Annotated in this window: 22 protein-coding genes; 6 read left to right on the top strand and 16 right to left on the bottom strand. The window is 45.1% G+C overall.

Annotated elements, in window-relative coordinates; translation table 11 throughout:
* Window positions 1-223: 223 nt before the first annotated feature.
* From AC1DCV_RS07350 to AC1DCV_RS07310, 9 genes are all read right to left on the bottom strand, one after another.
* Entirely contained in the window at window positions 224-1,195 is a 972-nt protein-coding gene (locus tag AC1DCV_RS07350; protein ID WP_477022588.1) for a hypothetical protein, read from the bottom strand.
* A 26-nt stretch (window positions 1,196-1,221) separates the two neighbouring features.
* The gene (locus AC1DCV_RS07345; protein WP_477022587.1) at window positions 1,222-1,743 is read right to left on the bottom strand and encodes a D-glycero-alpha-D-manno-heptose-1,7-bisphosphate 7-phosphatase; all 522 of its coding nucleotides are present in this window, start codon (window positions 1,741-1,743) and stop codon (window positions 1,222-1,224) included.
* The gene (locus AC1DCV_RS07340; protein ID WP_477022586.1) at window positions 1,740-2,435 is read right to left on the bottom strand and encodes a nucleotidyltransferase family protein; all 696 of its coding nucleotides are present in this window, start codon (window positions 2,433-2,435) and stop codon (window positions 1,740-1,742) included. The genes AC1DCV_RS07345 and AC1DCV_RS07340 overlap by 4 nt, the downstream gene beginning before the upstream one ends.
* Window positions 2,435-3,010 (bottom strand): D-sedoheptulose-7-phosphate isomerase, encoded by a 576-nt coding sequence (locus AC1DCV_RS07335; RefSeq protein ID WP_477022585.1) that lies wholly within the window; start codon window positions 3,008-3,010, stop codon window positions 2,435-2,437. The genes AC1DCV_RS07340 and AC1DCV_RS07335 overlap by 1 nt, the downstream gene beginning before the upstream one ends.
* A 27-nt stretch (window positions 3,011-3,037) precedes the next feature.
* Window positions 3,038-4,063 (bottom strand): GHMP family kinase ATP-binding protein, encoded by a 1,026-nt coding sequence (locus AC1DCV_RS07330; RefSeq protein WP_441573998.1) that lies wholly within the window; start codon window positions 4,061-4,063, stop codon window positions 3,038-3,040.
* 80 nt (window positions 4,064-4,143) lie between these two features.
* Window positions 4,144-5,277 (bottom strand): glycosyltransferase, encoded by a 1,134-nt coding sequence (locus tag AC1DCV_RS07325; protein ID WP_477022584.1) that lies wholly within the window; start codon window positions 5,275-5,277, stop codon window positions 4,144-4,146.
* 31 nt (window positions 5,278-5,308) lie between these two features.
* Complete coding sequence (locus AC1DCV_RS07320; protein WP_477022583.1) at window positions 5,309-6,307, bottom strand: glycosyltransferase family 2 protein; 999 nt, start codon at window positions 6,305-6,307, stop codon at window positions 5,309-5,311.
* Window positions 6,308-6,322: 15 nt separating this feature from the next.
* Window positions 6,323-6,859, bottom strand: coding sequence for a DUF4199 domain-containing protein (locus AC1DCV_RS07315; protein ID WP_477022582.1), 537 nt, complete (start codon window positions 6,857-6,859; stop codon window positions 6,323-6,325).
* 6 nt (window positions 6,860-6,865) lie between these two features.
* Window positions 6,866-8,131, bottom strand: coding sequence for a dihydroorotase (locus tag AC1DCV_RS07310; RefSeq protein ID WP_477022581.1), 1,266 nt, complete (start codon window positions 8,129-8,131; stop codon window positions 6,866-6,868).
* A gap of 150 nt (window positions 8,132-8,281) precedes the next feature.
* Between AC1DCV_RS07310 and AC1DCV_RS07305 the strand changes: the two genes are divergently transcribed.
* The 3 genes from AC1DCV_RS07305 to AC1DCV_RS07295 all read left to right on the top strand — a co-directional run bounded on the left by AC1DCV_RS07305 (window position 8,282) and on the right by AC1DCV_RS07295 (window position 12,944).
* Complete coding sequence (locus AC1DCV_RS07305) at window positions 8,282-9,241, top strand: hypothetical protein (protein WP_477022580.1); 960 nt, start codon at window positions 8,282-8,284, stop codon at window positions 9,239-9,241.
* A gap of 149 nt (window positions 9,242-9,390) precedes the next feature.
* Window positions 9,391-11,562, top strand: a complete 2,172-nt coding sequence (locus AC1DCV_RS07300) for a S9 family peptidase (protein ID WP_477022579.1) — start codon at window positions 9,391-9,393, stop codon at window positions 11,560-11,562.
* Window positions 11,563-11,705: 143 nt separating this feature from the next.
* Window positions 11,706-12,944, top strand: coding sequence for an alkaline phosphatase family protein (locus tag AC1DCV_RS07295; RefSeq protein WP_477022578.1), 1,239 nt, complete (start codon window positions 11,706-11,708; stop codon window positions 12,942-12,944).
* A gap of 290 nt (window positions 12,945-13,234) precedes the next feature.
* Here the strand turns inward: AC1DCV_RS07295 and AC1DCV_RS07290 are convergent, their stop codons facing one another.
* The gene (locus AC1DCV_RS07290; protein ID WP_441573990.1) at window positions 13,235-14,260 is read right to left on the bottom strand and encodes a LacI family DNA-binding transcriptional regulator; all 1,026 of its coding nucleotides are present in this window, start codon (window positions 14,258-14,260) and stop codon (window positions 13,235-13,237) included.
* Between the two features lie 280 nt (window positions 14,261-14,540).
* Here AC1DCV_RS07290 and AC1DCV_RS07285 point away from each other — a divergent pair, with 280 nt between their 5' ends.
* Together AC1DCV_RS07285 and AC1DCV_RS07280 are read left to right on the top strand one after the other, a co-directional pair.
* Window positions 14,541-15,401, top strand: a complete 861-nt coding sequence (locus AC1DCV_RS07285) for an OmpA/MotB family protein (protein ID WP_133810237.1) — start codon at window positions 14,541-14,543, stop codon at window positions 15,399-15,401.
* Between the two features lie 147 nt (window positions 15,402-15,548).
* Window positions 15,549-16,466 (top strand): DsbA family protein, encoded by a 918-nt coding sequence (locus AC1DCV_RS07280; RefSeq protein ID WP_477022577.1) that lies wholly within the window; start codon window positions 15,549-15,551, stop codon window positions 16,464-16,466.
* Here the strand turns inward: AC1DCV_RS07280 and AC1DCV_RS07275 are convergent.
* Entirely contained in the window at window positions 16,461-19,169 is a 2,709-nt protein-coding gene (locus AC1DCV_RS07275) for an outer membrane beta-barrel protein (protein ID WP_477022576.1), read from the bottom strand. The genes AC1DCV_RS07280 and AC1DCV_RS07275 overlap by 6 nt on opposite strands.
* Window positions 19,170-19,408: 239 nt before the next feature.
* Here AC1DCV_RS07275 and AC1DCV_RS07270 point away from each other — a divergent pair, with 239 nt between their 5' ends.
* The gene (locus AC1DCV_RS07270; RefSeq protein WP_477022575.1) at window positions 19,409-19,882 is read left to right on the top strand and encodes a DinB family protein; all 474 of its coding nucleotides are present in this window, start codon (window positions 19,409-19,411) and stop codon (window positions 19,880-19,882) included.
* A gap of 13 nt (window positions 19,883-19,895) precedes the next feature.
* On the opposite strand, the gene egtD is transcribed toward AC1DCV_RS07270, so the two are convergent.
* From egtD to AC1DCV_RS07245, 5 genes are all read right to left on the bottom strand, one after another.
* Window positions 19,896-20,882 (bottom strand): L-histidine N(alpha)-methyltransferase, encoded by a 987-nt coding sequence (gene egtD / locus AC1DCV_RS07265; RefSeq protein ID WP_477022574.1) that lies wholly within the window; start codon window positions 20,880-20,882, stop codon window positions 19,896-19,898.
* 78 nt (window positions 20,883-20,960) lie between these two features.
* A complete protein-coding gene (gene egtB / locus AC1DCV_RS07260; protein WP_477022573.1) occupies window positions 20,961-22,115 on the bottom strand; it encodes an ergothioneine biosynthesis protein EgtB in 1,155 nt (384 codons plus the stop codon).
* Window positions 22,116-22,127: 12 nt separating this feature from the next.
* Window positions 22,128-23,696, bottom strand: coding sequence for an ABC transporter permease/substrate-binding protein (locus AC1DCV_RS07255; protein WP_477022572.1), 1,569 nt, complete (start codon window positions 23,694-23,696; stop codon window positions 22,128-22,130).
* A 9-nt stretch (window positions 23,697-23,705) separates the two neighbouring features.
* A complete protein-coding gene (locus tag AC1DCV_RS07250) occupies window positions 23,706-24,647 on the bottom strand; it encodes an ABC transporter ATP-binding protein (RefSeq protein ID WP_477022571.1) in 942 nt (313 codons plus the stop codon).
* A 45-nt stretch (window positions 24,648-24,692) separates the two neighbouring features.
* Window positions 24,693-26,072 carry a mercuric reductase gene (locus tag AC1DCV_RS07245; RefSeq protein ID WP_477022570.1) on the bottom strand — a complete coding sequence of 460 codons (1,380 nt, stop codon included), beginning with the start codon at window positions 26,070-26,072 and terminating at the stop codon, window positions 24,693-24,695.
* Window positions 26,073-26,111: the final 39 nt, after the last annotated feature.

Below are 26,111 nucleotides of genomic sequence, written 5' to 3'. Positions count from 1 at the left end.
CTTTTATGATGCAAATATAATCGAATGATCGTTCTTTTAAAAAAAATATCAAACTTTTTTTCGGAAGAGGGGTAAAAAAGTGGGTGATTTTTTACCCGGGTCATGGAAAGCGGGTGTACGTTTTTGTTTAAATATTTGGTTATCAAATAGATATTTCTTCACCCTGATGGATATGGAAATGAATAGGTATCCATAAAAAAGGGTTGGAATCAACTGTTAATGGCTATTGCTTTTTCTTTTGCACAGGTTTTTGGGGTGCCTCGTGGTAATCTTCTGCCGATTTCGGCTGGGTCATAATCTTTTTCTTCTGATCCAGGGGCTGTGGGGTAGGAGCACCTTTTCCCATAGGAATAGCATCGTGAAAAATCTTATTTACGTGCATCCATTTACCCGCCTGCCATTTGAACCCCTCGTAGTCCATATCGGATATATAGGTAAATTTCTTGGCCGGCTCATTGGTTTCTGAAATAAGATGGTCGTATACGATCATATCCAGTTCCTTGTTATAGTTAAGGGTAGCAGTACTCTCTTTTTTATACTCTATGATAAAGCGGTTACGAGTAGGCTTGGGCGTGCTGTCTTCTGCAAAACTAAAGAACGGACCACCAAATACGGGTGCACCATTTTTGAAGGTGAGCATTTCTACTATTTTCTTCTGGCTGCGTGGGTTATTGGCATCCCAGCCAAAGAGCGTATAAAATTCCTGGTTGAAATAATGGCGGTGTATGACTGCATAATACAGGCAACCATACCAGGATTTATTATCTGCAATGGTATCTGTATTGGTGATATAGTCTGATGCATCAAACAGTGGAAACAGCTTGAGCTGTCCATCTGCTGTATTCATTTGTATAGCGCCAAAGTGCCGGTAGAAGCCATTTTCACGTTCCAGCGCCCAGGTGAATATGCGGAAGGTACTGTCTTGCGGATATTGGATGGAAATCGTTTTCAATGAGTCAAAAGGAAAACGAAAGGAGTATTTTGTTTTCAGTGCCCGCACCAGCATTGGAATAAACGCATCCTTAGCCCTTTCCCTGCCATCATCGCCTTTGCCACTGAATATATCCATACTGAGTACCTGCAGGGTATCCTGGTCGTGTTTCAGCTGTTTTAAGCCCGCAGCATTCGGTTGCTGCGCATAGGTCAGTAAACAGGCGAATAGCAGTAGTAGTGACAGTAATGATTTTTTTGCCATATCTATTATACGGTTCGGGACAGGAATTATTGTATGGACTGTGCAAACTCCAACAGGTTTTGACACCGCTGGTCAATCAAAGGATGAGGGAAAGGTACTTCCGGACGGGTAGAAGGAATAAATACGGTTTGCATGCCCAGGTTTTTTCCAAACTGCATATCGCTTAATGTATTTCCTACCATTACCGCATTTGTGAAATCAATGTCCGGAAAATCTATTTGTGCCTGTAATCCCATTCCTGTAGCCGGTTTCCGGCAAGGACTACTGTTATCCAGATCCGGACAAAAATAGATCCTGTCGACACGGCCACCATGTAACTCAATTTGTCGCAGCATTTGTGCGTGGATCTCCTGTAAACCTTCTACAGTAAGCAGGCCACGGCCAATACAGCGTTGGTTGGTAACCATCACTATGCGGTCAAAATGTTTGGCCAGTAATGGCATGGCGGTTAGTACTCCTTCACTGAAATGAAACATATCCGGACGAAGTACATATCCATCACGGATTTCATCATTTATTACCCCATCTCTGTCGAGAAATAATGTCATGATACCAATACTTTTTTTGCTGCTTCATAATCTTCCGGAATACCGATATCTATAAAATAAGTATCACTGATAAATCCGTATAAGTTGCCGGCAGCGGCACCGGGCTCCAGGACTTCCTTCTCAAAAGAAAATTTTTCCGGCAAAGACAAGCTGTTTAAAAAGTCGGTGGAGGTGAGATAAATACCACCATTGATCAATCCGGCCGCGCAGAACTGCTTTTCATGAAAAGCGCTGATTCGCTCCCGGGCATCCAGTTCGATGCTGCCGTAGCGGTCAAATTGCTGCATGGGTTTCAGCGCCAGTGACAGGGGACTTTGATGTGCCGCATGAAACTGATGGAACGCGGACAGATTTACATCAAAATAAGTATCTCCGTTTACAATAAACACTTCTTTGCCTTCTAAAGCAGGCAGGGCGTGAAGAATGCCGCCACCGGTTCCCAGTGGCTCCTGTTCTACGGTAAAGGATACACGTAATGGTAAGTCCATATTGTTGCACCAGCCGATCACCTGTTCAGATAAATAGCCCAGTGACAACACCGCATGGGTAATGCCTTGTTTGTGAAGGTATTGTAACAGGTAATATAAAAAAGGATGTTCTCCCAAAGGGGCCATGCATTTTGGCTTGTCAGCCACTACACTGCGCAGGCGTGTTCCTAAGCCTCCGGCGAGTACAATACATTCACTGGTCATTATCCAAACAGGTTATTTTCTACTATTTCGCAAATGATATGTCCTACGGTAATATGTGCTTCCTGTATACGCGGTGTATCATTGGAGGGGATGTTAATCAGATAGTCACTTCCGGCTTTCATTTTGCCACCGGTGCTACCTGTCATGCTTACTACAATCATACCCTGTTCCTTTGCTACTTTGATAGCTTCCAGGATATTACCGGAATTGCCGGAAGTAGAAATGGCTACCAGCACATCACCGGGGCGACCGATCCCTTTCAGGATACGGGCATATACCTGGTCGTAGCCGTAGTCGTTACCTACTGCGGTCATATAGGAAGAGTTACAGTGTAACGCTTCTGCATACAGTGGCATACGGTCTTTATAAAAGCGACCGGAAAATTCAGCTGCCAGGTGTTGTGCATCGGCAGCGCTGCCGCCGTTACCACAGAAAAGGATTTTATGATCTGTTTGCAGACTATGCGTAATGGTATCTGCTACCAGTTTTATGGTGTTCAACAGTGGCTCATCCTGGCAAATGGCTTCTTTTACAGTGATACTTTCCCTGAGCTTGTTGATAATATATTGTTTCATCAGTAGATTTTTTGATTTGGTGTAACCTTAAATACTCCACGTTTGAATGCCGTGATTAGTAAAGGTATAGCGTTTTACATCACCACCAAAACCACTTAATGCGTCTACCACGGCGAAGCGGGTGTTTTTAGGGCAATAGAAGATCATGAAACCACCACCACCGGCACCGGAAATTTTACCTCCGCTGGCGCCGGCTTTGCGGGCTGCATCGTATATTTCATCCAGTTGGGGGTTGGTAATGCCCTGGGCCATCTTCTTTTTGTTTTCAAAACCGTAGTTCAGGATTTCACCGATTTTGTCGATGGTACCCCGCAGCAGGGCTTCCTTCATCATCACCGCCTGTTCTTTCAACTGGTGCATGGCTTCAATGGAAGCATCTTTTTTATCGGTTACATTTTTTTGTTGTTCGGAGATGATGGTAGAAGACAGGCGGCTGGTAGAAGTGTAAAACAATACCAGGTTATTTTCCAGCTCATGGAGATTGATCTCTTTGATGCGGAGTGGATTTACAATTACTTTATCGCCCTTGTAAAACTCCATGAAGTTTACACCTCCAAAAGTCGCTGCATACTGATCCTGTTTACCTCCGGCCTGTTGCAGGTCTTCCCGCTCAATAGAATAGGCCAGGTGAGCCATATCATATTCTCCGAGCGGTAACTTCAGCCATTCGGCAAAAGCGCCGAGTACGGCCACCACCAGGGTAGAAGAAGTACCCAGACCGGAGCCTGCAGGAGCGTCTACAAAAGTGGTGAGTTTAAAACCGGTAGACGGCAATAAACCATAATCTTTTTGTACCCGGTTAATCACGCCTTTCAGGATATCCAGTTTACCATCTAACGGTAAAGGATATACGGCATCATAGGAAGCACTTTCTCTTCTGTCGGCACATTCAAAAATAATTTTTCCGTCAGTGGAGGGCTCTATAGATGCGCGGGCATATAAAGAGATGGTAGCATTGAGAATGGCGCCACCGTATAAATCCGAGTACGGACTTACATCTGTGCCACCACCGGCAAGGCCTATACGTAAAGGTGCTTTGCTTCTGTAGATCATGCGAGCTGTTAGCTTTTAGCTGTTAGATATTAGATTAGCTGTTAGTTGGCGGTATTTATCAAAAAGCCAGCCACTGATAGTTAAATGCTTGCCAATGTATGAATTTCTTTCGCCAAACGGCTCCAGGAATATTGTAGTTTCTCTATACGGAGGGCTGCTACCATATCAGCTTCCCTGTTTTCCAGGAAATATTTTTCAATAGCGGCAGCAATAGAAGCGGGGTTGGGTTCCGCCTGGAATCCCACTACGCCATCCGGCACCATTTCTACCAGTCCGCCTACATTGGTTACTACCATTGGTTTCTCGAAGTGATAAGCGATCTGTGAAATACCGCTTTGGGTAGCACTTTTATAAGGTTGTACCACCAGGTCGGCGGCGCAGAAATAATTTTTAACAGCTTCGTTGGGAATGAAATCGGTGTGCATGAGCACCCGGTCGCCCAGTTGTAATTTATTCAGCAGTTCCAGGTAAGGAGTGGCATCTTCATAATATTCACCGGCTACAATAGCATGTACATCCAGTTTCTTCATGCGTTCATCTGCCATGGCTTCCAAAAGCAGATCCAGCCCTTTATACTGGCGGATGAAACCAAAAAACAGGATATAACGTTTGCCCGGCTGAAGTTTCAGTTGTGCCCGGGCTGCTTCTTTAGTGATGAGCGCGCCGTAGTTATCGTAAATAGGATGGGGAATGAGCGATGCTTTTTTAGAAGGCTCAAACACACGGAGATCGTTAAGTACAGACTGGCTCATTGCCACAAAAGCGTCTACCGGCTTCAGGAAATATTTGGTAAAAGCTACGTCGCCGGGGCGTTTTTCATGTGGTACTACGTTATCAAGTACAGCAATTACTTTGGTATGCCTGCGTTTTCCCAGTCGCAGGAGTGATCCCAGTGCGGGCCCCATGATAGGCAACCAGTATTTGGTGATGATAATATCCGGGTTCATTTTCCGGATCTTACGGCCCACGATTAACCAGTTTAGTGGATTGACGGAATTGATCAGGCGTCTGATCTTAAGATGTTTGGGTGCAGGATCAGTAGAGAACTGGCTTTTACCAGGAAAAAACAACTTGGGATACTGGATGGTAAACGTCCATATTTCCACGTCATCTGTTTGCTGTAATTCTTCTGCCAGTCGCTCGTTATAAGCAGCCAGCCCACCCCGGAAAGGATAGGCTGTACCTAAAATAAGTATTTTCTTTTTGTTAGCCATAGTTACAAATTACGAATAGTGAATTACAGGATTAAAGCCGGCGATCATGAAGATTCGACAGTTGTAAATCGTCATCCGTAACATTACTGGTGTGATCCATGCGTTCTTCCACGAGATAAGAATTACGCTCGGTAGCATTGCGGGTTACCAGTTCACCGATAAAACCGGTGAGGAACAATTGGGAACCAATAATCATACACAGCAGCCCCAGGTAAAAGAGGGGTCTGTCTGTCATATTCACCTTATCAAAAAATATTTTGGCAATGGCCATGTAAAGTGCAATTACAAAACCCACAAAAAACGACAGAGAGCCCAGGGCGCCGAACAGGTGCATCGGGCGTTTGCCGAATTTGCCGATAAACATAATGGTGGCCAGATCCAGGAAGCCGTTGATAAAACGTTCCAGCCCGAATTTGGTAACGCCGTATTTGCGGGCACGGTGTTCCACTACTTTTTCGCCGATTTTGCGGAACCCGTTCCATTTGGCGATAACAGGAATATAGCGGTGCATTTCACCGTATACTTCTATTGACTTGATCACTTTTTTGCGATAGGACTTCAGGCCACAGTTCATATCATGCAGCTTTACGCCGCTCATACGGGTAGTGGTAAAGTTATATAACTTGGAAGGGAGGTTTTTAGTAAAGGCATTGTCGTAACGTTTCTTTTTCCAGCCGCTCACCAGGTCATAACCATCTTCCATAATCATGCGGTATAGTTCAGGTATTTCATCCGGACTATCCTGCAGGTCGGCGTCCATGGTGATGACTACATCTCCCTGGGCTGCACTGAAGCCTTCATTTAGTGCGGCTGATTTACCGTAGTTGCGCTGGAATTTGATGCCTTTTATATGTGGGTTTTGCGCAGCCAGTTGCTGAATGACACCCCAGGAGTCATCGGTGCTACCATCATCTATCATCCATACCTCGTAGGTATAATGATGAGCATCCATCACTCTTTCAATCCATGCGGCGAGTTCAGGTAACGATTCTTCTTCGTTTTTTAAAGGAACGATTACGGATATGTTCATCTTAATAGAATAGTATTATAAGTGTTGCCCTTCGGCCGGTTTCTTACGTATGATCAGTGAAATAATGGCTGCCACCGCAAAATAGAATATAATTCCTTTCAGGAAATCCATGAACGATTTTGCAAGGCCTACTTTAAAGTCTGTTTTAGCCAGTTCGTCTAATTGTTTGTCTATCTCCTCCTGTGGTGCTTTGAACTTATGCATCCATTTTTCTGTAGATTCCAGCAGGTTTTGCTTTAAGGCATCTACCAGGTGTGGATCTATGTATTTATACAGGATATACTGATAAACTGTAATGATGGCGGTACCAATGATAAAAGCAGTAAACACTGGTTGCAGTGCTTCTTTAAAACTGATATATCCACCCAGTTGTTTCTTTCTTTCTTTTCCAGCCAGTACTGCAATCACAATAAAGACAGCCAGCTGTATAACGCTGTTCCACCAGGAAAATAATATAGTGGGGCCAGCTATATAGGTCAGTACATTTAAAAATACTAAGATAATACCGCCGACCAAGCCCCATTTCAGGCCAGGGTTAGAATTTTGCTGCATACCAGGTTAATTATTTATATGAAAAACGGGACCATTCACGGTGGCATGTACTTTACCCTTCAGTTGTTCGCCAATATACGCTGAATTTTTGGACCGGGAAGCAATGTGGGCGGTAGTAAACTGCCAGCTGGTTTCCGGATCAAAGATAGTAAGATTGGCCGTGGCGCCTTCCTGCAGTACAGGCTGAGGCAGCCCGAATATTTTACGGGGATGGGTAGTCAGCATATTAATGAGCTGTTCCAGTGGTAACTGGGGCAGGTATTGTCTGATCACACCAAAGGTACTTTCCAGGCCGATCATACCATTTCTGGCATATTCAAATTCCACCTGTTTGGCGTCCCAGTCCTGCGGGAGGTGATGGGTGGCAATACAGTCGATGGTGCCATGTAATACGGCTTCCTGGAGGGCTTTTACATCATCTGCGGTACGCAGCGGAGGGTTTACCTTCAGGTGGGTGTCGTAGTTAACCAGGTGGGCATCCGTCAGCGACAGGTGGTAAGGCGTAACGGAGCAGGTTACTTTTACGCCATCTGCTTTAGCTGCAGCAATCAGTTCTACTGATTTGCGGGTGCTGATGCCGGTAAAGTGAATGCGGGAGTCGGTGTATTTAGCGAGTTCTATATCACGTTGTATGATCAGTTCTTCTGCCAGGGCGGGTTTGCCGGGCATCCCCAGCTGGGTGGAATAGATGCCTTCGTTCATGAGTCCATGTGCAGAAATGCTCTGGTCATCCGGTAACTGTATGAGGGTGCCATCGAAAGCTTTAATGTACTGGAGGGCTTTCAGCATTAATCCGGGTGATTGTAATGGTTTGAGGCCATCAGAGAAGGCTACGGCTCCTGCCTGCTGCATTTCATACATTTCTGCCAGGCCGGTGCCTTCCAGGTTTTTGGTGGCTGCGCCAATTGGCAGGACGGTAGCAGCCGAATGGCGCGATCTGCTCAGCACGTATTCGATTTGCGGTTTGGTATGCAGTGCCGGCTGGGTATTAGGCACAATCATCACGGTAGTATAACCACCGGTGGCTGCTGCTTTTATGCCGCTTTGCAGATCTTCCTTGTGCTCCTGACCGGGGTCGCAGAAGTGTGCGAAAACATCCATCCATCCGGCGGAAACATGCAGGTTGTTACCTGAAATGACCGTTGCGCGGGCATCTTCGAGGTTATCAGCTACCTGTTGAATGATGCCGTTTTGAATGGAAATGTCTTTTTGCTGCCCGTGCAAGGGTGAGGAAGGCGCTATAATCTTTACGTTCTTGAGTAATATGTGCATGCTTTACGTTCTATACCTGTCCGAAAATACAGGGGCAAATGTAACATAAAACTGTTAATTGTTGAAGCCGGCCGTTCGTACTTTTCGGATCGTTGTTCAGGTTGGTATGATAATTGAAAATGCAGGGGTAGCAGATCAAAATAACTACTGATGATTGACTACCTTACTAACCTCGTAGCTCGGATATGCGACCGCTCAGAACAATTGCATAATGGCCAGACAACCAGCTGGCAGGCACTTCGCGAAGCGGAACAACTCGCTAATCACGCTTATATTCCCCTGCTGTACCAATATATTGATCAGGAGCCCGACAAAGATAAACGCCGCGCCGCCTTTTTTGTCATCACACAGCTTTCCAGAAACACCAACGATTCCGAAGTGATCCGCTTTTTGCTGGATCGCCTCAAAGTAGAGCAGGATGCTGATATGATCACCGCTATTCAACAGGACCTCGAACGTGGTCTTACTATTCCGGGATATATTAACCTGGAGCCCTTATTCAACAATACTTTATCTGTTAATAATAATATCCGCCGTTCGGCTTTGCTGGCCCTCAGGGGTACTAATAATCCGGCAGTGGAAGACTGGGCACTGTCCCTGTTAAAGCGGACCATGAATGAATATGATATCTACTATATCACTTTATTACTGCATAAAGTAGGTACCCAAAAAAGTGTTCCTTCCTTACGCCGCTTACTGGAATATCACCGTCAGGACGTTAAAAGTCTCGCTTTTGCTGCCATGGCCGATATTGAGAAAGAAAAGGAAGCGATGTTTTACATGCGTTACCTCCTGCGGGGACAATTGAAATTTGAGGCAATGGAAGCCATTTATAAATATGCGGATGAAAATGCCATTCAGGCCGTTACTGCCCGCATTACGGAGCTGTTATCCAAAAGGCGCAGCAGTGCCCGGATGACCATAGAAACAGTAAAGAACGGATTCACAGACCTCATGCTCGGCATGGAATTCCTTTTTAAGTTCCGTACCGTTAAATCAGATATCAAAAAAACTTTTTCCTGGATTACAGAAAAAAGAGCCGATTACCTGTTGCCCGAAGAAAAAGAATGGGTAAGAAGGAATATCAGCCCGTTGGCTTTTAGCCATTAGCTTTTAGCTTTTAGCAAAATGCAGCGGAGATGAACATTTATATGTTCTCCGCTGCATTTTGCTAAAAGCTAAAAGCTAAAAGCTAAAAGCTAAAAGCTAATGGCTAAAAGCTAAATGCTATTCCTTAATTTAGCTTCCCAAAAAGAGAGATGAAGAAAGCTTTCCTATTGCTTTTGACAGGATCGATGATGAGTGGGCTGTATACACAGGCCCAGCAACGTCAGTATACGATGGCCGAAGCAACCAACGGACTTCGCCAGCAACTGGCGCCTGAAAGATTAAGACAATTTGAGTGGATTCCGGAGCAAAACGCCTACACCAGCGTAGTAACAGCAAATGGTAGCTTTGCCTGGGTAAAGAGTACACCCGCAGGCAATAGTATTAAAGCAGATACTTTGCTGAGGTTGACGGATCTTAATCAGCAGTTATTCTCTGCCAAACCCTTACGAGGATTACCTCCATTGCATTGGATTTCAGCCAGCAGTGCATGGTTTAGCATTGGCAACGAGCTGTTCAAAGGAACCCTGCAAAACGGCGTGATGCAATTCAGTCACTGGTGTGAACTGCCTGCTGCTGCTGAAAATATTACGGTCAATACACAAAGTGGTCAGATTGCCTGGACCGTAAAAAATAACCTTTTTATTCGCACTGCTAACGATGCCGTTCAGGCGGTGACTAACGATGCAGATGAAAATATCGTGAACGGTAAAAGCGTACACCGGGAAGAATTCGGCATCGATAAAGGCATTTTCTTTTCTCCGAAAGGAGATCTGCTGGCATTTTACCGCATGGATCAGCGCATGGTGAATGATTATCCGATCATTGACTGGTCTGTTACGCCTGCACATGCCCATAACATTAAATACCCTATGGCGGGTGGTAAGTCGCACGAAGTGACCCTGGGCATTTATCAGCCATCTACCCAAAAAACTATTTTCCTGAAAACAGGTGGTCCCGCAGATCATTATCTGACCTGTGTTACCTGGTCGCCTGATCAGCAATCCGTTTACGTAGGATTACTGAACCGGGAGCAAAATCATCTGTGGCTAAATCAATACAGCGCAGTTACCGGCGAACTGGTGAAAACACTGTTTGAAGAAACAGACGCCAAATATGTACATCCTACGCATCCACTTACTTTTGTACCTGGCAAGCCGGATCAGTTTATCTGGTTCAGTGAACGTAGCGGATACCAGCATTTGTATCTCTATAATACCCAGGGGCAGCAGTTAAAACAAATTACAGCGGGTGATTGGGTGGTAAACGAACTGGTGGATGTGAAACCCAACAATGTGATTTTTACGGCATCGAAAGAAGGCCCGATGGAGAAGCATATTTACGCCGTTAACTATGCAAAAAATCAGAAAGCAACCCCATATGTTCGCCTGGACAAAGCTGCCGGCTGGCATGATGCACAGGTGAGCAGTGATGGCAGCTATGTGCTGGATACCTACAGCTCAGGCACCACACCTTATGTAGCGAGAGTGACAGCTACTTCCGGCAATTGGGAACAGGCTATTATCACTGCTGCAGATCCGCTGAAAGATTTTCAACGCCCGCAAATCAGACCGGTAACGCTGAAGGCCGACGATGGTACACCTTTGTATGGTAAGCTGATATTACCCGTGAATTTTGATTCTACCAAAACATACCCGGTAATTGTATACCTGTATAATGGCCCGAATGTGCAGTTGATCCGTAATACTTATCCCTACAGCGGTAACTTGTGGTATGAATATATGGCCCAGCATGGCTATGTTATCTTTACTATGGATGGCCGTGGCAGTGATAACCGTGGTATGGCTTTCGAACAGGCTACTTTCCGTCAGTTGGGTACCGTAGAAATGAATGATCAGCTACAGGGAGTTGCTTATCTTAAATCACTGCCTTACATTAATCAGCAGAAAATGGGCGTACATGGCTGGAGCTTTGGAGGCTTTATGACCACCTCCCTGATGTTGCGGCATCCTGGTGTATTTCAGGCAGCTGTAGCCGGTGGGCCGGTGATCGACTGGAGCATGTATGAAATCATGTATACAGAGCGCTATATGGATACACCCCAGGAAAATCCGGAAGGCTATGCCAATGCTAATCTTCTCACAAAAACTAAAAACCTGCAGGGGCACCTGATGTTAATTCATGGTACCAACGATGATGTAGTGGTATGGCAGCATTCCATTAATTTCGTGAGAGCTTGTGTAGACAATGAAGTGCAGCTGGATTATTTCGTATATCCGGGACATTTACATAATGTGCTGGGAAAAGACAGGGTACACCTGATGCAGAAGATAACGGACTATTTTGATGCACAGCTGAAATAACAGCTATTAGCAGTTAGCTATTAGCTGTTAGATTAAACAATATAATAATGAAGCGGAGATCATAGCGAAAAATTAATATTCGCTGTTATCTTCGCTTCATTATTTTATGCTACTTGCGATCAGCTTACCTAAAACAGTATACAATGAAATATTTATTCCTGGCGATGGGCCTTTTATCATTTTCTACATTAACAGCGCAGCAGAAAAAGCACAAGGTATTATTCATCATTGCGGACGGGATACCGGCAGATGTGATTGAATCGCAGCCAACACCAAATCTGAAACGTATTGCCAGGGAAGGAGGGTATTGCAGGGCTTATGTAGGTGGAGAAAAGAACGGATACTCACAAACACCCACTATTTCTGCCGTTGGTTATAATAGTTTGCTGACCAGCACCTGGGTCAACAAGCACAATGTATGGGATAATGATATTGCGGCGCAGAATTATTCGTACCCCAGCATTTTCCGTTTTTTTAAATCGGCTTATCCGGAAGGCACCACTGCGATTTTTTCTACCTGGCTGGATAACAGAACGAAGTTAGTGGGAGATGGCTTACCTCAAACCGGTGGTTTACATATAGATCATGCGGTAGATGGTCTGGAACATGATACGGTGCAGTTTCCGCACGACAAAGACAGTTGGTATATACATCAGATAGATGAAACGGTAGCTGCTAAGGCTGCGGAGTATGTAAAAAGTGACGCACCGGATATGACCTGGTTGTACCTGGAATACAGTGATGACATGGGGCATCGTTATGGTACCGGCGCCAGAATGGATACCGCCGTGCGTATGACAGATGATATGGTTGGTAAGATCTGGGATGCAATGGAATACCGCCGTCAGCATTTTAATGAAGACTGGCAGATCTATATTACCACAGATCATGGCCGGGATGCCAAAGGAGGCCATGGGCATGGTGGACAATCGGACCGGGAGCGTACTACCTGGATTGTTACCAACGCCAAAGGATTGAATACCTATTTTAAAACAGCACAACCGGGCATTGTAGACATTCTGCCTTCTATTGCGCGGTTTATGAATATTAAAATACCTGTGGAAAATGCCCGTGAACTGGATGGTGTACCGCTTACCGGTGCTATTTCACTGGCACAGCCTACAGCTGTTGTAGCAAACGATAAGTTGCAGGTAGGGTGGAAGTCGTACGATAAAAAAGGCAAGGTGAAAATATGGGTGACCACCACCAATAACTACAAGACTGGCGGCCATGATACGTATAAATTGCTGGGAGAAGTACCTGTATCGGCAGAAAAGGCGGAATTGAGTATAAAAGATGTTCCTGCCGGGTTTTACAAGATTGTGCTGGAGGCGCCGTTGAATACGGTCAACCGTTGGGTTGTGCAGCAGCCACAAAGCTAAAAGCAGCAGGCAAAAAGCAAAAAGCTATTTTCCAGGATATCTTCGGGAAAATAGCTTTTTGCTTTTTGCCTGTTGCTTTTAGGCTAAATATGGCTTTACGCAAACGCTTGCGCTGATAACGCAAGCGTTTGCGTATACGTAATGTTAAAAAAATCATGTAGAATCGTTGTAGCAATTAATCAGAAAGTGAACTAAGCTCGAAAAGCAGCAATTATAGACAGCGAACAATGAAGTCGAATAACCTGTGCCACGGTCACCTGCTGTGGCAAGGTTATCGATAAGAAGATGCCTCAGCGGTTATGAATCACCAGTTGTGACTCCATGATGGTGCGTTGATAATCGTTTAATGCGTGTTCTCCATTCAGGAGAGACAGTAGCATATTGGTAGCCGCCTGCCCTTGCTCATAAGGGAACTGCTCAACAGAAGCAGCAGGAGGAAAAGCCGTATAACCGCTTACCGGTGTATTGGCGTAAGATACAAAAGTTATATCCTTATTTATTTCCAATTTTTGTTTTATGGCATATTGTACTGCATCCATGGCTACATAGTCATTGAATGTAACGATGGCGGTTACTTTCCTTTTCAGTGACAGCAGGTACTGCATGGCTTCCTCCGTACCGGCAGCGGTAAGGTCAGCATTAACGATCAGTTTAGGGTCATATTTGAGGCGATGTTTGTGCAGCGCCCTGCTATAGCCTGCAGCGCGTTCCTTGCTGGCCACCATGGTTTCCGGGCCATTGATCATGCCTATTACACGGTGACCTTGTTTTAACAGAAAATCTACCGCCTGCACAGTACCGGATTCCAGGTTACAGGAAACGGAGTGCATATTGGGGAGATCAGGAATGCGGTCGAAGAATACTACCGGAATGCGTGCCTGCTGCAGCATTTCAAAGTGTTCGTAGTTGCTGGTGTTTTTTCCGATAGACACAATGCATCCGTCTACCCGGTGTTGTTTCATGCTCTGGATGATCTGTTTTTCACGGGCTTCATCGTCGTGCGATTGTCCTAGCAGTACCGTATAGTTGTTGCTGTACGCGGTGTCTTCAATGCCGCTGATAGCGCTGGCAAAGAATGCCTCCGACAGCTCCGGTAAAAGGATCCCGATGGTGAAGGTTTTGCCCTGTTGGAAATAGATAGCTGTTTGGTTACGTTCATAATTCAGCTCAGCAGCCAGCTCTTTTACCCTGGTTTTGGTTCTTAAACCTATACTGTGATGATCATGTAACGCTCTTGATACTGTAGATACAGAGATGTTCAGCCTTTTTGCAATTTCCTTTATTGTTGGTTGACCCGAAGAAACCACCTTTCTCATACATTTCAGCAATTAATAGAAAATAGATACAGCGTTATACTCTGCCGGACAAGTTACTTAGATATTAGAAAACATTAACTTTTTTTTATGAATAATGCGTATTTAATAAGCAGCCCATAATTTTCTGTCTATTCTGGTGAAGATTTACAGATTTTCTAACACTTTTCTAACGAACTGATGGGTGCTTCGGCCTGTTATTTGCTATATAGCGGATACCTCCATTGTATCCCTTATTAATCATATATAGTTATTTGTTAGATTATTAAAATATAACATTTTTATGAGAGTAGCACAACTAGCCTTGCCGGTAGCTTTAGTAACCATTTTCGCATCCTGTTCCGCTCCGAGAAAATTAAGAGAGTCACAAGCCAGGAATGCTCAACTGGATAGCCTTTACCGGGCTACATATGGTAAGCTGAGAACCTGCGAAGAAGATGCCGCCCGCGCCGCCGCTTCGTATAAAGATAAAGTAACGAATCTGACAGAACAGCAACAGCAGTTAAAAACCAATAACTCACAGATGCTGGATCATCTGAAGGAATTGTCTGTTATCTCCAGTTCACAGGCAGAAAGTATTAAAAAATCACTTGATAATATTGGCGCTAAAGATGCCTATATCAAGGACCTTCAATCCGCCATTGCCCGTAAGGATTCCCTGAACATGCAGCTGGTAATGAACCTGAAGGGTGCTATTGGTAATATGGATGATAAGGACATTAATATTAAGGTGGATAAAGGTGTGGTATATATAGATATCTCTGACAAACTGCTGTTTAAAAGTGGTAGCTATGATATCAATGAAAGAGCAAAAGAAGTGCTGGGTAAAGTTGCCAAGGTGCTGATTGCGCAGCCGGATATCGAATTTATGGTTGAAGGTCACACGGATAATGTGCCTTACCGTCCTAATGTATTACTGGACAACTGGGATCTGAGTGTGAAAAGAGCTACTTCGGTAGTGCGTATACTGCAGAACCAGTATAACATTCCGCCAGCACGCATGACTGCCGCCGGTAGAAGTGAATACTTACCTGTTGCTTCCAATGATACACCAGAAGGTAAAGCAGCGAACCGCAGAACAAGGATCGTGATATTGCCTCAGCTGGACCAGTTCTTCAAATTACTGGAGAAACCAGCGAACTAAGTAAAGAGCATAAAGCAAAAAGCGTAAAGCAAAAAGCTATTGTAGCGTATGATCATTCGCTGCAATAGCTTTTTGCTTTACGCTTTTTACTTTATGCTCTTTGCTTTATGCTTTCCCTTATTTTTGCCCGCATAAATAATTTCTGCTATGAATGAACCTATGTTTTGTGATCCGGTGAGTGGTGTTTGTGAGATTCCGGGTCGTGCTATTACGGATGCCCGGGTAACGAATGGATTAGCGTCTGCCGATAAACCGATCAGGCTCGTTTATTTTACGGATCCTATCTGTTCCACCTGTTGGGGGATAGAGCCGCAATGGCGCCGGTTAAAACTTGAGTATGGGCATGTGCTGGATATCAGTTATCATATGGGAGGATTGTTGCCTTCCTGGGATGTATACAGTTCCGGTGGAATCAGTGGTCCATCCGATGTGGCCCATCACTGGGATGAGGTGAGTTTGCATTACCAGATGCCCATTGATGGTAATGTTTGGCTGGAAGATCCTTTGCCTTCTTCATATCCACCTTCTATCTGGTTTAAAGCGGCGCAGCAGCAGGATAAGCATAGAGCGGTGATTTTTTTACGGCGTATGAGGGAGTTGTTGTTTATGGAAAAGCAGAATATCTGTAAGCCGGAGCCGGTATTGAAATCTGCTGCTTTTGCGGGGCTGGATATATTACAGTTGCAGGCAGATTTTGACAACATAGCGGCGGGATTGTTTGAAGCGGATCTGGCATTGGGAAAACAATTAGGCGTGCGTGGATTTCCTTCTGTCTTTTTTATAGATAATACCGGCCAGTCAGAACTGGTATATGGTGCCAAGCCGTATACGGTATTTACGACTGCTTTACATAAGCTCATGCCGGAAGCACGGGCACGGACCTACGCTATGGGGTTGGAATTATTTTCCTATTTTCCAACGCTTACCACCAAAGAATTTGCAGTATTAAATGATCTCTCTTTTGATGCTGCCGAAACAACGTTACGTGGCTATCAGGAGGAAAATAAGGTGTGGGTAAATACAATTGCCAGTGGCCAGTTATGGGCGCTGACTGCGTCTTTATAATTGTGGCGGCTGAGGGCCTGTTGCGGGTTTTTTCTTACCAAAAAAGTAGGATACGCTTAGCATGGCATAACGGGCAAGTATACTATTCCGCTGCTGCTCTATGTAGGTAAATGTTTGCATGGTCAGCAGCGCCTGGTTTTCTCTGAACAGGTCGTATACATATAGCTTCACCTGCAGGCTTTTATCGGGCAAACAGGTTTTGGAGACCCAGGTATTTACAACTACATATTGCTGTCGCTGACTGGTATTATTGTAGTAAGTAGTGCCTACGCCGAAGTTAATATTGAAAGGAAGATAGGTATTGGCTGACAGGGACAGGTTGTAATTGAGGTAATCATAATACGCATTGTCCTGGATAGAGTAGGAGTTGCCGTTGTACATTATGCAAAACATTCCTTCCAGTTCCAGCAGTTTTTTGTAAGTCCAGGAGCCGGTGAGGACCTGCATGCTGCCAAAGTTTGATGTAGTATTTTTAAGTTGGTTGACAAACGTGTTGGTGTGACTGAAATTGTATCCCAGCGTATAATTCAGAGTGATACCGGATTTGTTGAATCGTTTGCCAAGCGTTATATCCTGGTTAATACTGTAGGTGCCATCTACGTTAATCGGTTGGCTGATTTGTCTTCCGGAGGAATCAGAGTAGATGGTTTGCGTTGCCACATTTTCGGGAATATCCACACTCAGATTGGTACTGAAAGTAAGGCCTTTTACACTGTAAGAACGATAGCCGATGGAACCATTATTATAGATGGTTGGTTTAAGGTCCGGATTGCCGAGCTGCACATACAATGGATTTCTGATGGATACTACGGGTACTAGCATGGTGCCTGTATTGGGGACACGTGTTTCGCGGGAAATGTTTGCACTGAAAGTTTTGTAGTTATCAATTTTATAAGACAGGAACAGGTTTGGGGCGAAGTAATTTACTTTCTGCCGGTATTCTTTCCCGTCTGTATAGTTGTTGCTGATGGAGTTGGTGTTGTTGTAAGAAATCAGCAGCTGGCCCTGTAAGTTATTTTTATTGATGGTAATACCGGTGCTGAATGCATTTACGGTGTACCTGTTTTGGAAGTCATAAGTCAGTGTTTTGTTGAGGATGTCGTAACCTCTTTTTATACCATTAAAATCAAATGCATGCTGGTCATTTTGAGTGAGGTTGTTGGTATATCTGTAACCTACGCTCAGGAAAATGACCGGTGTGATAGGGTATTGGTAACTGAGTCCCGTAGTGATTTTCCGGGTATTTAGTTTATATGCCAGCTGTTGATTGATGGTGTCGGATATGTCTGATGCGGGCACGAAGTTTAAGTTGTAATTGCGCTGGTTATCACGTGTGTTATTTTGTTCCACATTTATATTGAAGTTGGTATTGCCCCATTTTTTATCAAACATGTGAATGAATGTAGCGCCTATGCTGAGGGCACTGTTTTTCCTGGTTTCCTTGTTAATGGTATTTCCCATATTAATGGTATCATTATTTTTCCCACCCAGGGAGATGTATTTATTTTCGGTACAGGGCTGATTTTTCTGGAGAGATCCCATCAGGTCTACGGAGATGAAATTTTTGTCGTTGGGTTGTATCATCACGTTAGCGTACATGTTATTGAACGAGGTATTCGTGATACTTTGTGAAGTGCTATTGTAACGAAAATTGCTGTCGGGCAATATGTTGTCGCGTTGCAGAAACTGGGCGTTATTGATTTGGTTATCGAAGTGGATCAGGTTAGCGTTCAGCTTTACTTTTTTCGCGATGTCGAGAGATATGTTTCCGCTGGCATTGCTCCTGATGGCCAGCCCACCGTAGTTCTCCGCTCTGCTTAAATTTTCATCGTTGGAAGAGGGGCCCCTGGAGGAGTTTACGTTGTTGCGGGTGGCCATGGCAATTACCTGTTTATTATCCCGGAACATATTGGCATTACCGGCAACATTAAAGCGGTCATCCGTTCCGTATCCTGCGCCCACTGTTCCGTTGATGCCTTTTTTCATTTCTTTTTTGATGGTGATGTTAATGACCTTTTCATTTTTACCTCCTTCAATCATGCCATCTAATCCTTTTTTATCAGCCACCTGTATTTTGTCTACCAGGTTGGCCAGGAGCATCCTGGATACTTTTTGAGGATCGCCGGAGGAGTTAGGGGTATTTTGAAATACGGACCTGCCGTCTATATATAATTCTTTAATGGGTTTGCCCTGGTAGAAGAAGTTGCCATCGGCGTCGACTGTCAGGCCAGGGATCTTTTGCAGGAGGTTTTTCAGCGAAGCATTTTCAGCTGTCTGGAAATCACCTGCGGAAAATTCGATGGTATCTATACGGATAATAAAAGCCGGTTTGGTTATTTTGATATTTACACTGCTTAGACTGATGGAGTTTCTTTGCAGGCCTGTTTGTTGTATAGTGGGTTGACTGACCTTTCCTTTTTCATTAGCGGACAGACGGATCGTAGCGGCAGTGTACCCCATATAACTGATGGTGAGTACAAAGTTGCCCGGTGGCACATTTTTTACCAGGAAGTTGCCGTCTCTGTCAGATTGACTCTGTCCTTTTAAAATCGATTTTTCAGCTGTAAATAGTAATACTGTAGCCCCTTCTAATGGTTTTCTTGTATCTTTATCATAGGCTATTCCCTTTATCTCTCTCTGTGCAAATAGGGTGAGATGAATGCCAGTCAATAGGATGGTTAACGTTAGAGCGAATTTGGCCATTGCATTTATTTGGTTGAAAAATTCTTTTTGCAATGATAGCCCCACCAACATGGGGAAGTGTTAATCAAACACCAACATTCTTAGAAAATGTAAAAAACAATCAAAATGAAAATAGATTAACGAATCGTTTACAACTTTTGGGTGGAATGATTGTTGTATTGTCGCTTTGTTAACACTCCTTACCATTAGGGAGAAAAATGAGGAGCCTGACAGGCTTCAGATCAAAATAATATTATCTTATGAACGCTCCAACTTTAGTAAAGTCTTTAAAGGAAATGTTGCTGAAAGCGAATGCACACGTGACATTTGCCGACGCAGTGAAATCGGTCCCCGCCAAATTGAGGGGAGTAGTACCCGAGGAAATGCCCTATAGTATCTGGCAGCTGGTAGAGCATATCCGCATTACCCAGTTCGATATCCTTGATTTTTCCCGTAATCCTGATTATAAGGAAATAGAGTGGCCTAAAGCTTATTGGCCGAAAGAGACCGCGCCCGCAGATGATGCAGCCTGGGAACACAGTGTGTCCCAGGTGAATAAAGACCTGCATACTTTTATAGGTTTACTGGAAGCGCCGGGTGCAGACCTGTTTAGCCCGTTTCCATGGGGAAACGGGCAACATTTATTCCGGGAAGCAGTATTGTTATTGGATCATACCAGTTATCACACCGGTGAAATTGTGACCCTGCGCCGCATGTTAGGCGCCTGGCATTAAATGACGGGGCGGACTATATGCATTTCCACAGGCAATCTGTAAACCAATGTTTCCGGTCGAAGAAACGGGCTACCGGCTTAAATCCTGCAAAGGAGGCCAGTTGGTCCGTTTCTTCCAGACTGTATTTCTGGGAGATTTCCATATACAGCGATTCGTTTTCTGCAAAGGAAACGGTGAGATGGTCGCCTATATGTACTACTTGTTCTTCCAGGCTGATAAGGTAGCTTTTACAGGCCCCGGTACCAGGATCGTAGGTAGGGAAATGCGCAAATTTTGTGGTATCAAAATCGGCCTGCAACTCCCGGTTAATCCTATGCAGCAGGTTGAAATTAAAAGCACGGGTAATGCCGCGGCTATCGTTATAAGCATTCAGGATGACCTGCGGATGCTTTTTAAGATCAAATCCTGTGAGCAACAGATCACCTGGCTGAAGGTATTGCCTCAGTTGCTGACAGAAGCTTCTGGCGGCGGTGATGCTGAAATTGCCAATATTGGCTCCCATAAACAGCAGCACTTTTTTCCGGCTGGTATGTTGGTTCGCTTGCTGCAGCATATGAAAGTACTCCCCATTTAATCCATGCAGCTGGAGCCCCGGCAGTTTTTCCGGCAGTGATTTTTCCAGTTGATGAATAACATTGGCAGAGATATCTATTGGAAAGTACGTATAGTCTACGCCGTTATCAAGCAATGTCTGGAGCAGATGCATCGACTTGGTAGCATCACCCGCGCCCAGTTCTATGAGGTCGAAGGTGCCGGCATATTTTTGTAATGCCTGTGCAATCTGATCGGATTGGGTGCTGAGGATTTCCATTTCGCAACCCGTCAGATAATATTCATGGCATTGCATAATTTGCTGAAAGAGTGCATCGCCGGTGGCATCATAAAAATATTTGGGGTCCAGGTATTTCTGCGGAGCGCTGAGGCCCTGCACTACATCATGGTAGAATGTTTCGGTGGCGGGCTTGCGTTTACACGGAAGCACAGTTGGAATTACAGTCATAAATACTTTTTGATGTTATCTTTCTACTGACAGTTAACTGTCTCAAAAAAATCCTGATTCTTCAGAGTAGTTGTTCAATCATCTTGCCAATCTGATTCCGGTAAATTGCCATCTGAGAGAAGGATGGAAAAAGTTACGATAGGTAATACGGCTGTGGTTGGGTGAGGTAACCTCAGATCCGCCGCGCAGTACCATCTGGTTAATCATAAACTTTCCATTGTATTCACCAATGGCACCCGGGGCTTTGGCAAAACCCGGATAGGGCAGGTAGGCACTTTCTGTCCACTCCCAGCGAAGGCCCCATGCCAACTGAGGTGCTGCTGCCTCCCATTCAAATTCTGTGGGTAATCTGGCTCCCTTCCAGGCAGCATATGCTGCCGCTTCATAGTAGCTCACATGTGCTACCGGGGCATCGGGCATCAGGGGCTGTAGTCCCTGCCAGGTGTAATGCATCCATTGCCCGTCTATGTTGTACCAGTACATAGGGGTGATGACCTGGTTCGTTTTTACCCAGTCCCAACCTTCTGCGTGCCAGTACCGGAAATCCTGGTAACCACCTGCCTGGATAAAGTCCAGGTATTCTGTATTGGTTACCAGTGTATCGCTGATGACGTAATCTGCCAGGTATACTTTATGTCTGCCTGATTCATTATCAAAACTGAATCCTTCTCCGGCAAATCCAATATCGTAGATGCCGGCCCTCATATTTAACCAGGAACCGGGTTGATTGTTCACCGGCGGAATATCTTTACGGGCGGGGTCGTATGCCGGAAATAGCGGATTGTGTCCCAGGATGTACTTAATATCGGTATACAGTAGTTCCTGGTGCTGTTCTTCATGATTTAAGCCCAAGGTAAAGAGTGCCTGCAACTCCGGAGTAAGCGTTGTTGTTTCCAGGAAAGCGATCATGGCTTCGTCCACATGTTTACGATAACGCATAATATCCTCTACCGCCGGGCGGCTGAGGTTACCACGATTGGTGCGTATAACGCGGGCGCCTACTGATTCGTAATAACTGTTGAAGACATAATTATATTGCGGATCAAATACCGTATAGCCTTTTGCGTTAGGCACAAGTATAAATGTTTCGAAGAACCAGGTGGTATGCCCCAGGTGCCATTTAGGGGGACTTACATCCACAATAGGTTGTACTACGTAGTCTTCTGTTTTCAGCGGCGCGCAGATATTTTCTGTTCGCCGGCGCACGGTTTCATATTCTTTTTTCAATAACATAATTACAGGTCGTTACTGTTGATTCACATAATGTGTAAATGCCGAAATGCTGCTGATATGTAATTTTTCGGCTGCTGATCTCCGCATCATTAATGCGTAAGTATTATTAAATCCAATTGGCTTCAGCCATTTTATGCTGTATTGTTTTTCAAATTCAGTACTCACGTAATCGTATACTTTTTTTGAGTCGCTGATAATACTGTCTGTTACCTGTTGTGGTGTTTGCAGTATTACCAGTAAGCCGGTGCCGGTATATTCCGGGTACATGTCTATCTGATCATTGGTTAAGGCATCGAATACTATTTTGGTGCCGCCCAATCCGGTTTTGGTTACTGCCGACAGGTCGGTATATCCTTCGATCAGCATTTTGTACATATTGGCGAGGATATAGCCATCACCAAATATTTTGGAACCGATGCGGATACTTCCTTTTGCGCCGCTGCCGGCCGGTTTCCATAATTTTTGTGCGATAAGGAAATCCTTTGCTACCTTCTCCGGGTTTTGTTTCAGATAGTCTACGCGGTAATTCAGATCCGTCATAATGCTATCATTAATTGTACCAGACAAAACATTGAGTGCTGGTTCCAGTTCCGGATATTTTTGCAGGGTTTCATTGCGAACAATGGGAGCAGCGTAGTAGGGAGGGAAGATATGTTTATCATCTTCCAGTACCACCAGGTCAAATGCCTTTACCCGGCCATCGGTGCTGCTTCCGCTGATAACGTCCAGTTTTTTTTCATAGGCAGCCTTGTACATGATCATGTCGCTGATCACCAGGGTACGGATATGTAAACCGTATACCGATTTCAGTCCCAGGTTGCCGTCTTTTCTACCCATAAATTCCGGGGTAAATCCTGCCAGCATTTTACTGTTGTAAGTATCCGGTATGAGGTAGAAAGAAGATAACACCACGAAGATAATGGGAAGTATGTATAATGTTTTCCGGGCTTTACGGATATTGACATGTTGTAACAGCGACAGGAGCCAATCGAACAGAATTGCCAGCAGGGCTGCTGGTATGGCGCCGGCCAGCATCATGTTGGTGTTATTCAGGGCAATGCCTCCGAAAATAAATTCTCCCAGTCCTCCGGCGGCAATATAGGCAGCCAGGGTAGCCACACCTACATTGATCACGGTGGCTGTGCGTATACCTGCCATGATAACGGGTAAGGCCAGTGGCAACTGCACTTTATACAGCAGTTGCCTTTTGCTCAGTCCCATGCCGGTAGCTGCTTCTGTAATGCTGGGGTCGACTCCGTTGATACCGGTGAAGGTATTGCGGATAATAGGTAATAAGGCATACAGGAACAACGCCACAATAGCGGGTTTGGGACCTATGCCCAGCAGGGGGATCATAAATCCCAGCAATGCAATACTGGGAATAGTTTGCATCACGCCGGCGAAGCCCAGCACCAATCCAGACCATTTTTTTCTACGGGTAATCAGGATACCTGCGGGCACACCAATGGTAACTGCCAGCAATACTGATATAAAAGTAAGACCGGTATGCGTCAGGGTTTGTTCCAGCAGTTTGCCGGATTGTTGTTGTACGAAATCAAATAGTGTTTCCCGGGATTCCATGCGGTCGTATTATTTTTTATAGGCGGCTATTGCGTCCATTAATCCATTTCCATCTATTATTTTTTGTTCCTGATTGTATACAACGGCTACCGGTTGGGAAGTCATTGCCTCCAGGGCCTCCCAGCAGGTGCTTTCGCTTGTCAGCGTGGTGTCGCCGCCGGATTCATGGCGGGCAGGTATCCATGCCCAGAGGTCTTTTATTTTCAGTGCTTTCAGTTCCAGCTGTAACCGTTGCGGATCCAGGAAGGAGCTGACAAAGTCATTGGCCGGGTGAAACAACAGGTCGGCGGGTGCGCCCAGCTGTTGAATACGGCCTTCGTTCATCAGGCAGATACGGTTGCCCAGTTCAAAGGCTTCCTCTACATCATGTGTCACCAGGATGATGGTTTTATTACTGATTTCATCGAGATTTTTGAATTCTTTCCGTACGCTGATGCGGGTAAGCGGATCGAGGGCGCCGAAGGGTTCATCCATCAGCAGTGCCGGTGCATCCGCTGCCAGGGCGCGGGCCAGGCCTACGCGTTGTTGTTGTCCGCCACTGAGCTGATGCGGATATACTTCCGCGTAGTCCGCTGCCGGCAAGCGGAGTTTATCCATTAACGTTATGGTGCGTTCCCGGATACGTGCTTTGTCCCATTTCAGTAGTGACGGTACTATACCAATGTTTTCACTAACGGTGTAATGCGGAAACAGTCCGGTGTTTTGTAATACATAGCCAATGCTGCGGCGGAGTATTTCAGGGGAGAGTTGTCTTATTTCTTTTCCATTTACATAGATGTGACCGCTACCGGGTTCCAGCAGCCGGTTGATCATGCGCAGGGTAGTGGTTTTACCACAACCACTGGTGCCCAGTAATACCAGCGTTTCTCCTTCGGGTACTTCGAAGGAAATATCATTTACCGCTTTTTTTTCCGGGCCGAAACTTTTCGAAACATGATCCAGTTTAATCATTTGTTTTATTGGATGATATGGGGAAAAACTTGCTCAATTTGGAGCCTATTTTTCCAGGGTCATAAATAGGTTGTTCAGCGATTCGGCATACAGCGGATGTGCAAATACCATTTCACGTACCTGTGAGGCGGTAATTCCTCCCAGCATAGCCATTTGCAGGAGTGACATGATTTCACCTCCTTCAGGGCCGATGACGGCGGCGCCAAGTATGGCATCGGTATGTTCATGTACGAGTGCCTTTATAAAGCCTCTTGTTTGCCCGGTTTCTATTGCTCTCGCTACTTTATCCATACTCAGACAGGCGACCTTGACAGGGATGCCTTGTTTTTTTGCTTCTTTTTCTGTGATGCCAATACGACCCAGTTGCGGATCTGTAAACATGCAATAGGGTACTTGTCTTGATTTGACGGAAAAGGTAGCATTTTCAAACAGATTTTTATAAATAATGAGGTGATCATTATAAGAAATATGTGTAAATGCCGGACCGCCTTTTACGTCGCCAATGGCGTACACGCCCGGCTCTGTTGTTTCCAGCTGATCATTCACCTGGATATATCCTTTTTCATCGGTGGTTATGCTGGTGTGCTGGAGCTGTAGTGCAGGCGTTTGTGGTTTGCGGCCGGTAGCTATCAGTAGGTGCGTTCCTGTTAGTGTTTCCCTGTTGGTACCAGTCACGATATCTACCTGGATCGTTTTACCTGTTCTGCTGACGCGTTCTGTCTGTGTACCGGTGTATATCTGCAGGTCTTCTGCCTCCAGCATTTTCTTAATCACTGCGGCTACATCCGGATCTTCTTTGGCCACCAATTGCGGGGATGTTTCAATAATTGTTACGGCGCTGCCTAAACGCTTATAGAGTTGTCCCATTTCCAGCGCAATATAACTGCCGCCCAGGATAATCAGTGATTTGGGTATCACTACTTCATCCAGGATGGTGGTGGAAGTAAAATAAGGGACTTCGTTCAAACCTGGAATGGGCGGGATGTTGGGCGTAGTGCCGGTATTGATAAAGATGTGATCTGCGGTGAGGATATTTTCTTCTCCTTTATGTCCGGTTACTTTGATAGTTTTATTACCGGTAAAAGCTGCGCTGCCCATAAAAAGGGTGACGCCATCTGTTTGCAGGCCTTTTGCGGTTCCTTCGCGGAACTGCTCCACGATATTATTTTTCCTGGCAACAATAAAGGGCAGATCTACGGTTAAGCCGTGACTATGCACACCCCATAACTTGCTGTGAAAAACAGTATGGGCCACTTTAGCACAGGCAATCATGGCTTTGGTAGGGGTGCAGCCATCGTTAATACAGGTACCACCGAGGTAACGTTGTTCTACCATTGCTGTTTTCCATCCTTTTTCTGCCATTTTTTTAGCCAGCGGGTTTCCGCCCTGACCAGATCCAATTACGATTGCATCAAATTTTTGCATATGGAAAGCTTTAAGGAGCGGGGCCAAAGATTATACCAA

This window comes from Chitinophaga sp. 10T418 (assembly GCF_056394125.1).
The sequence above is the reverse complement of the archived record's forward strand: the minus strand, read 5'-3'. Positions and strand labels throughout refer to the sequence as shown.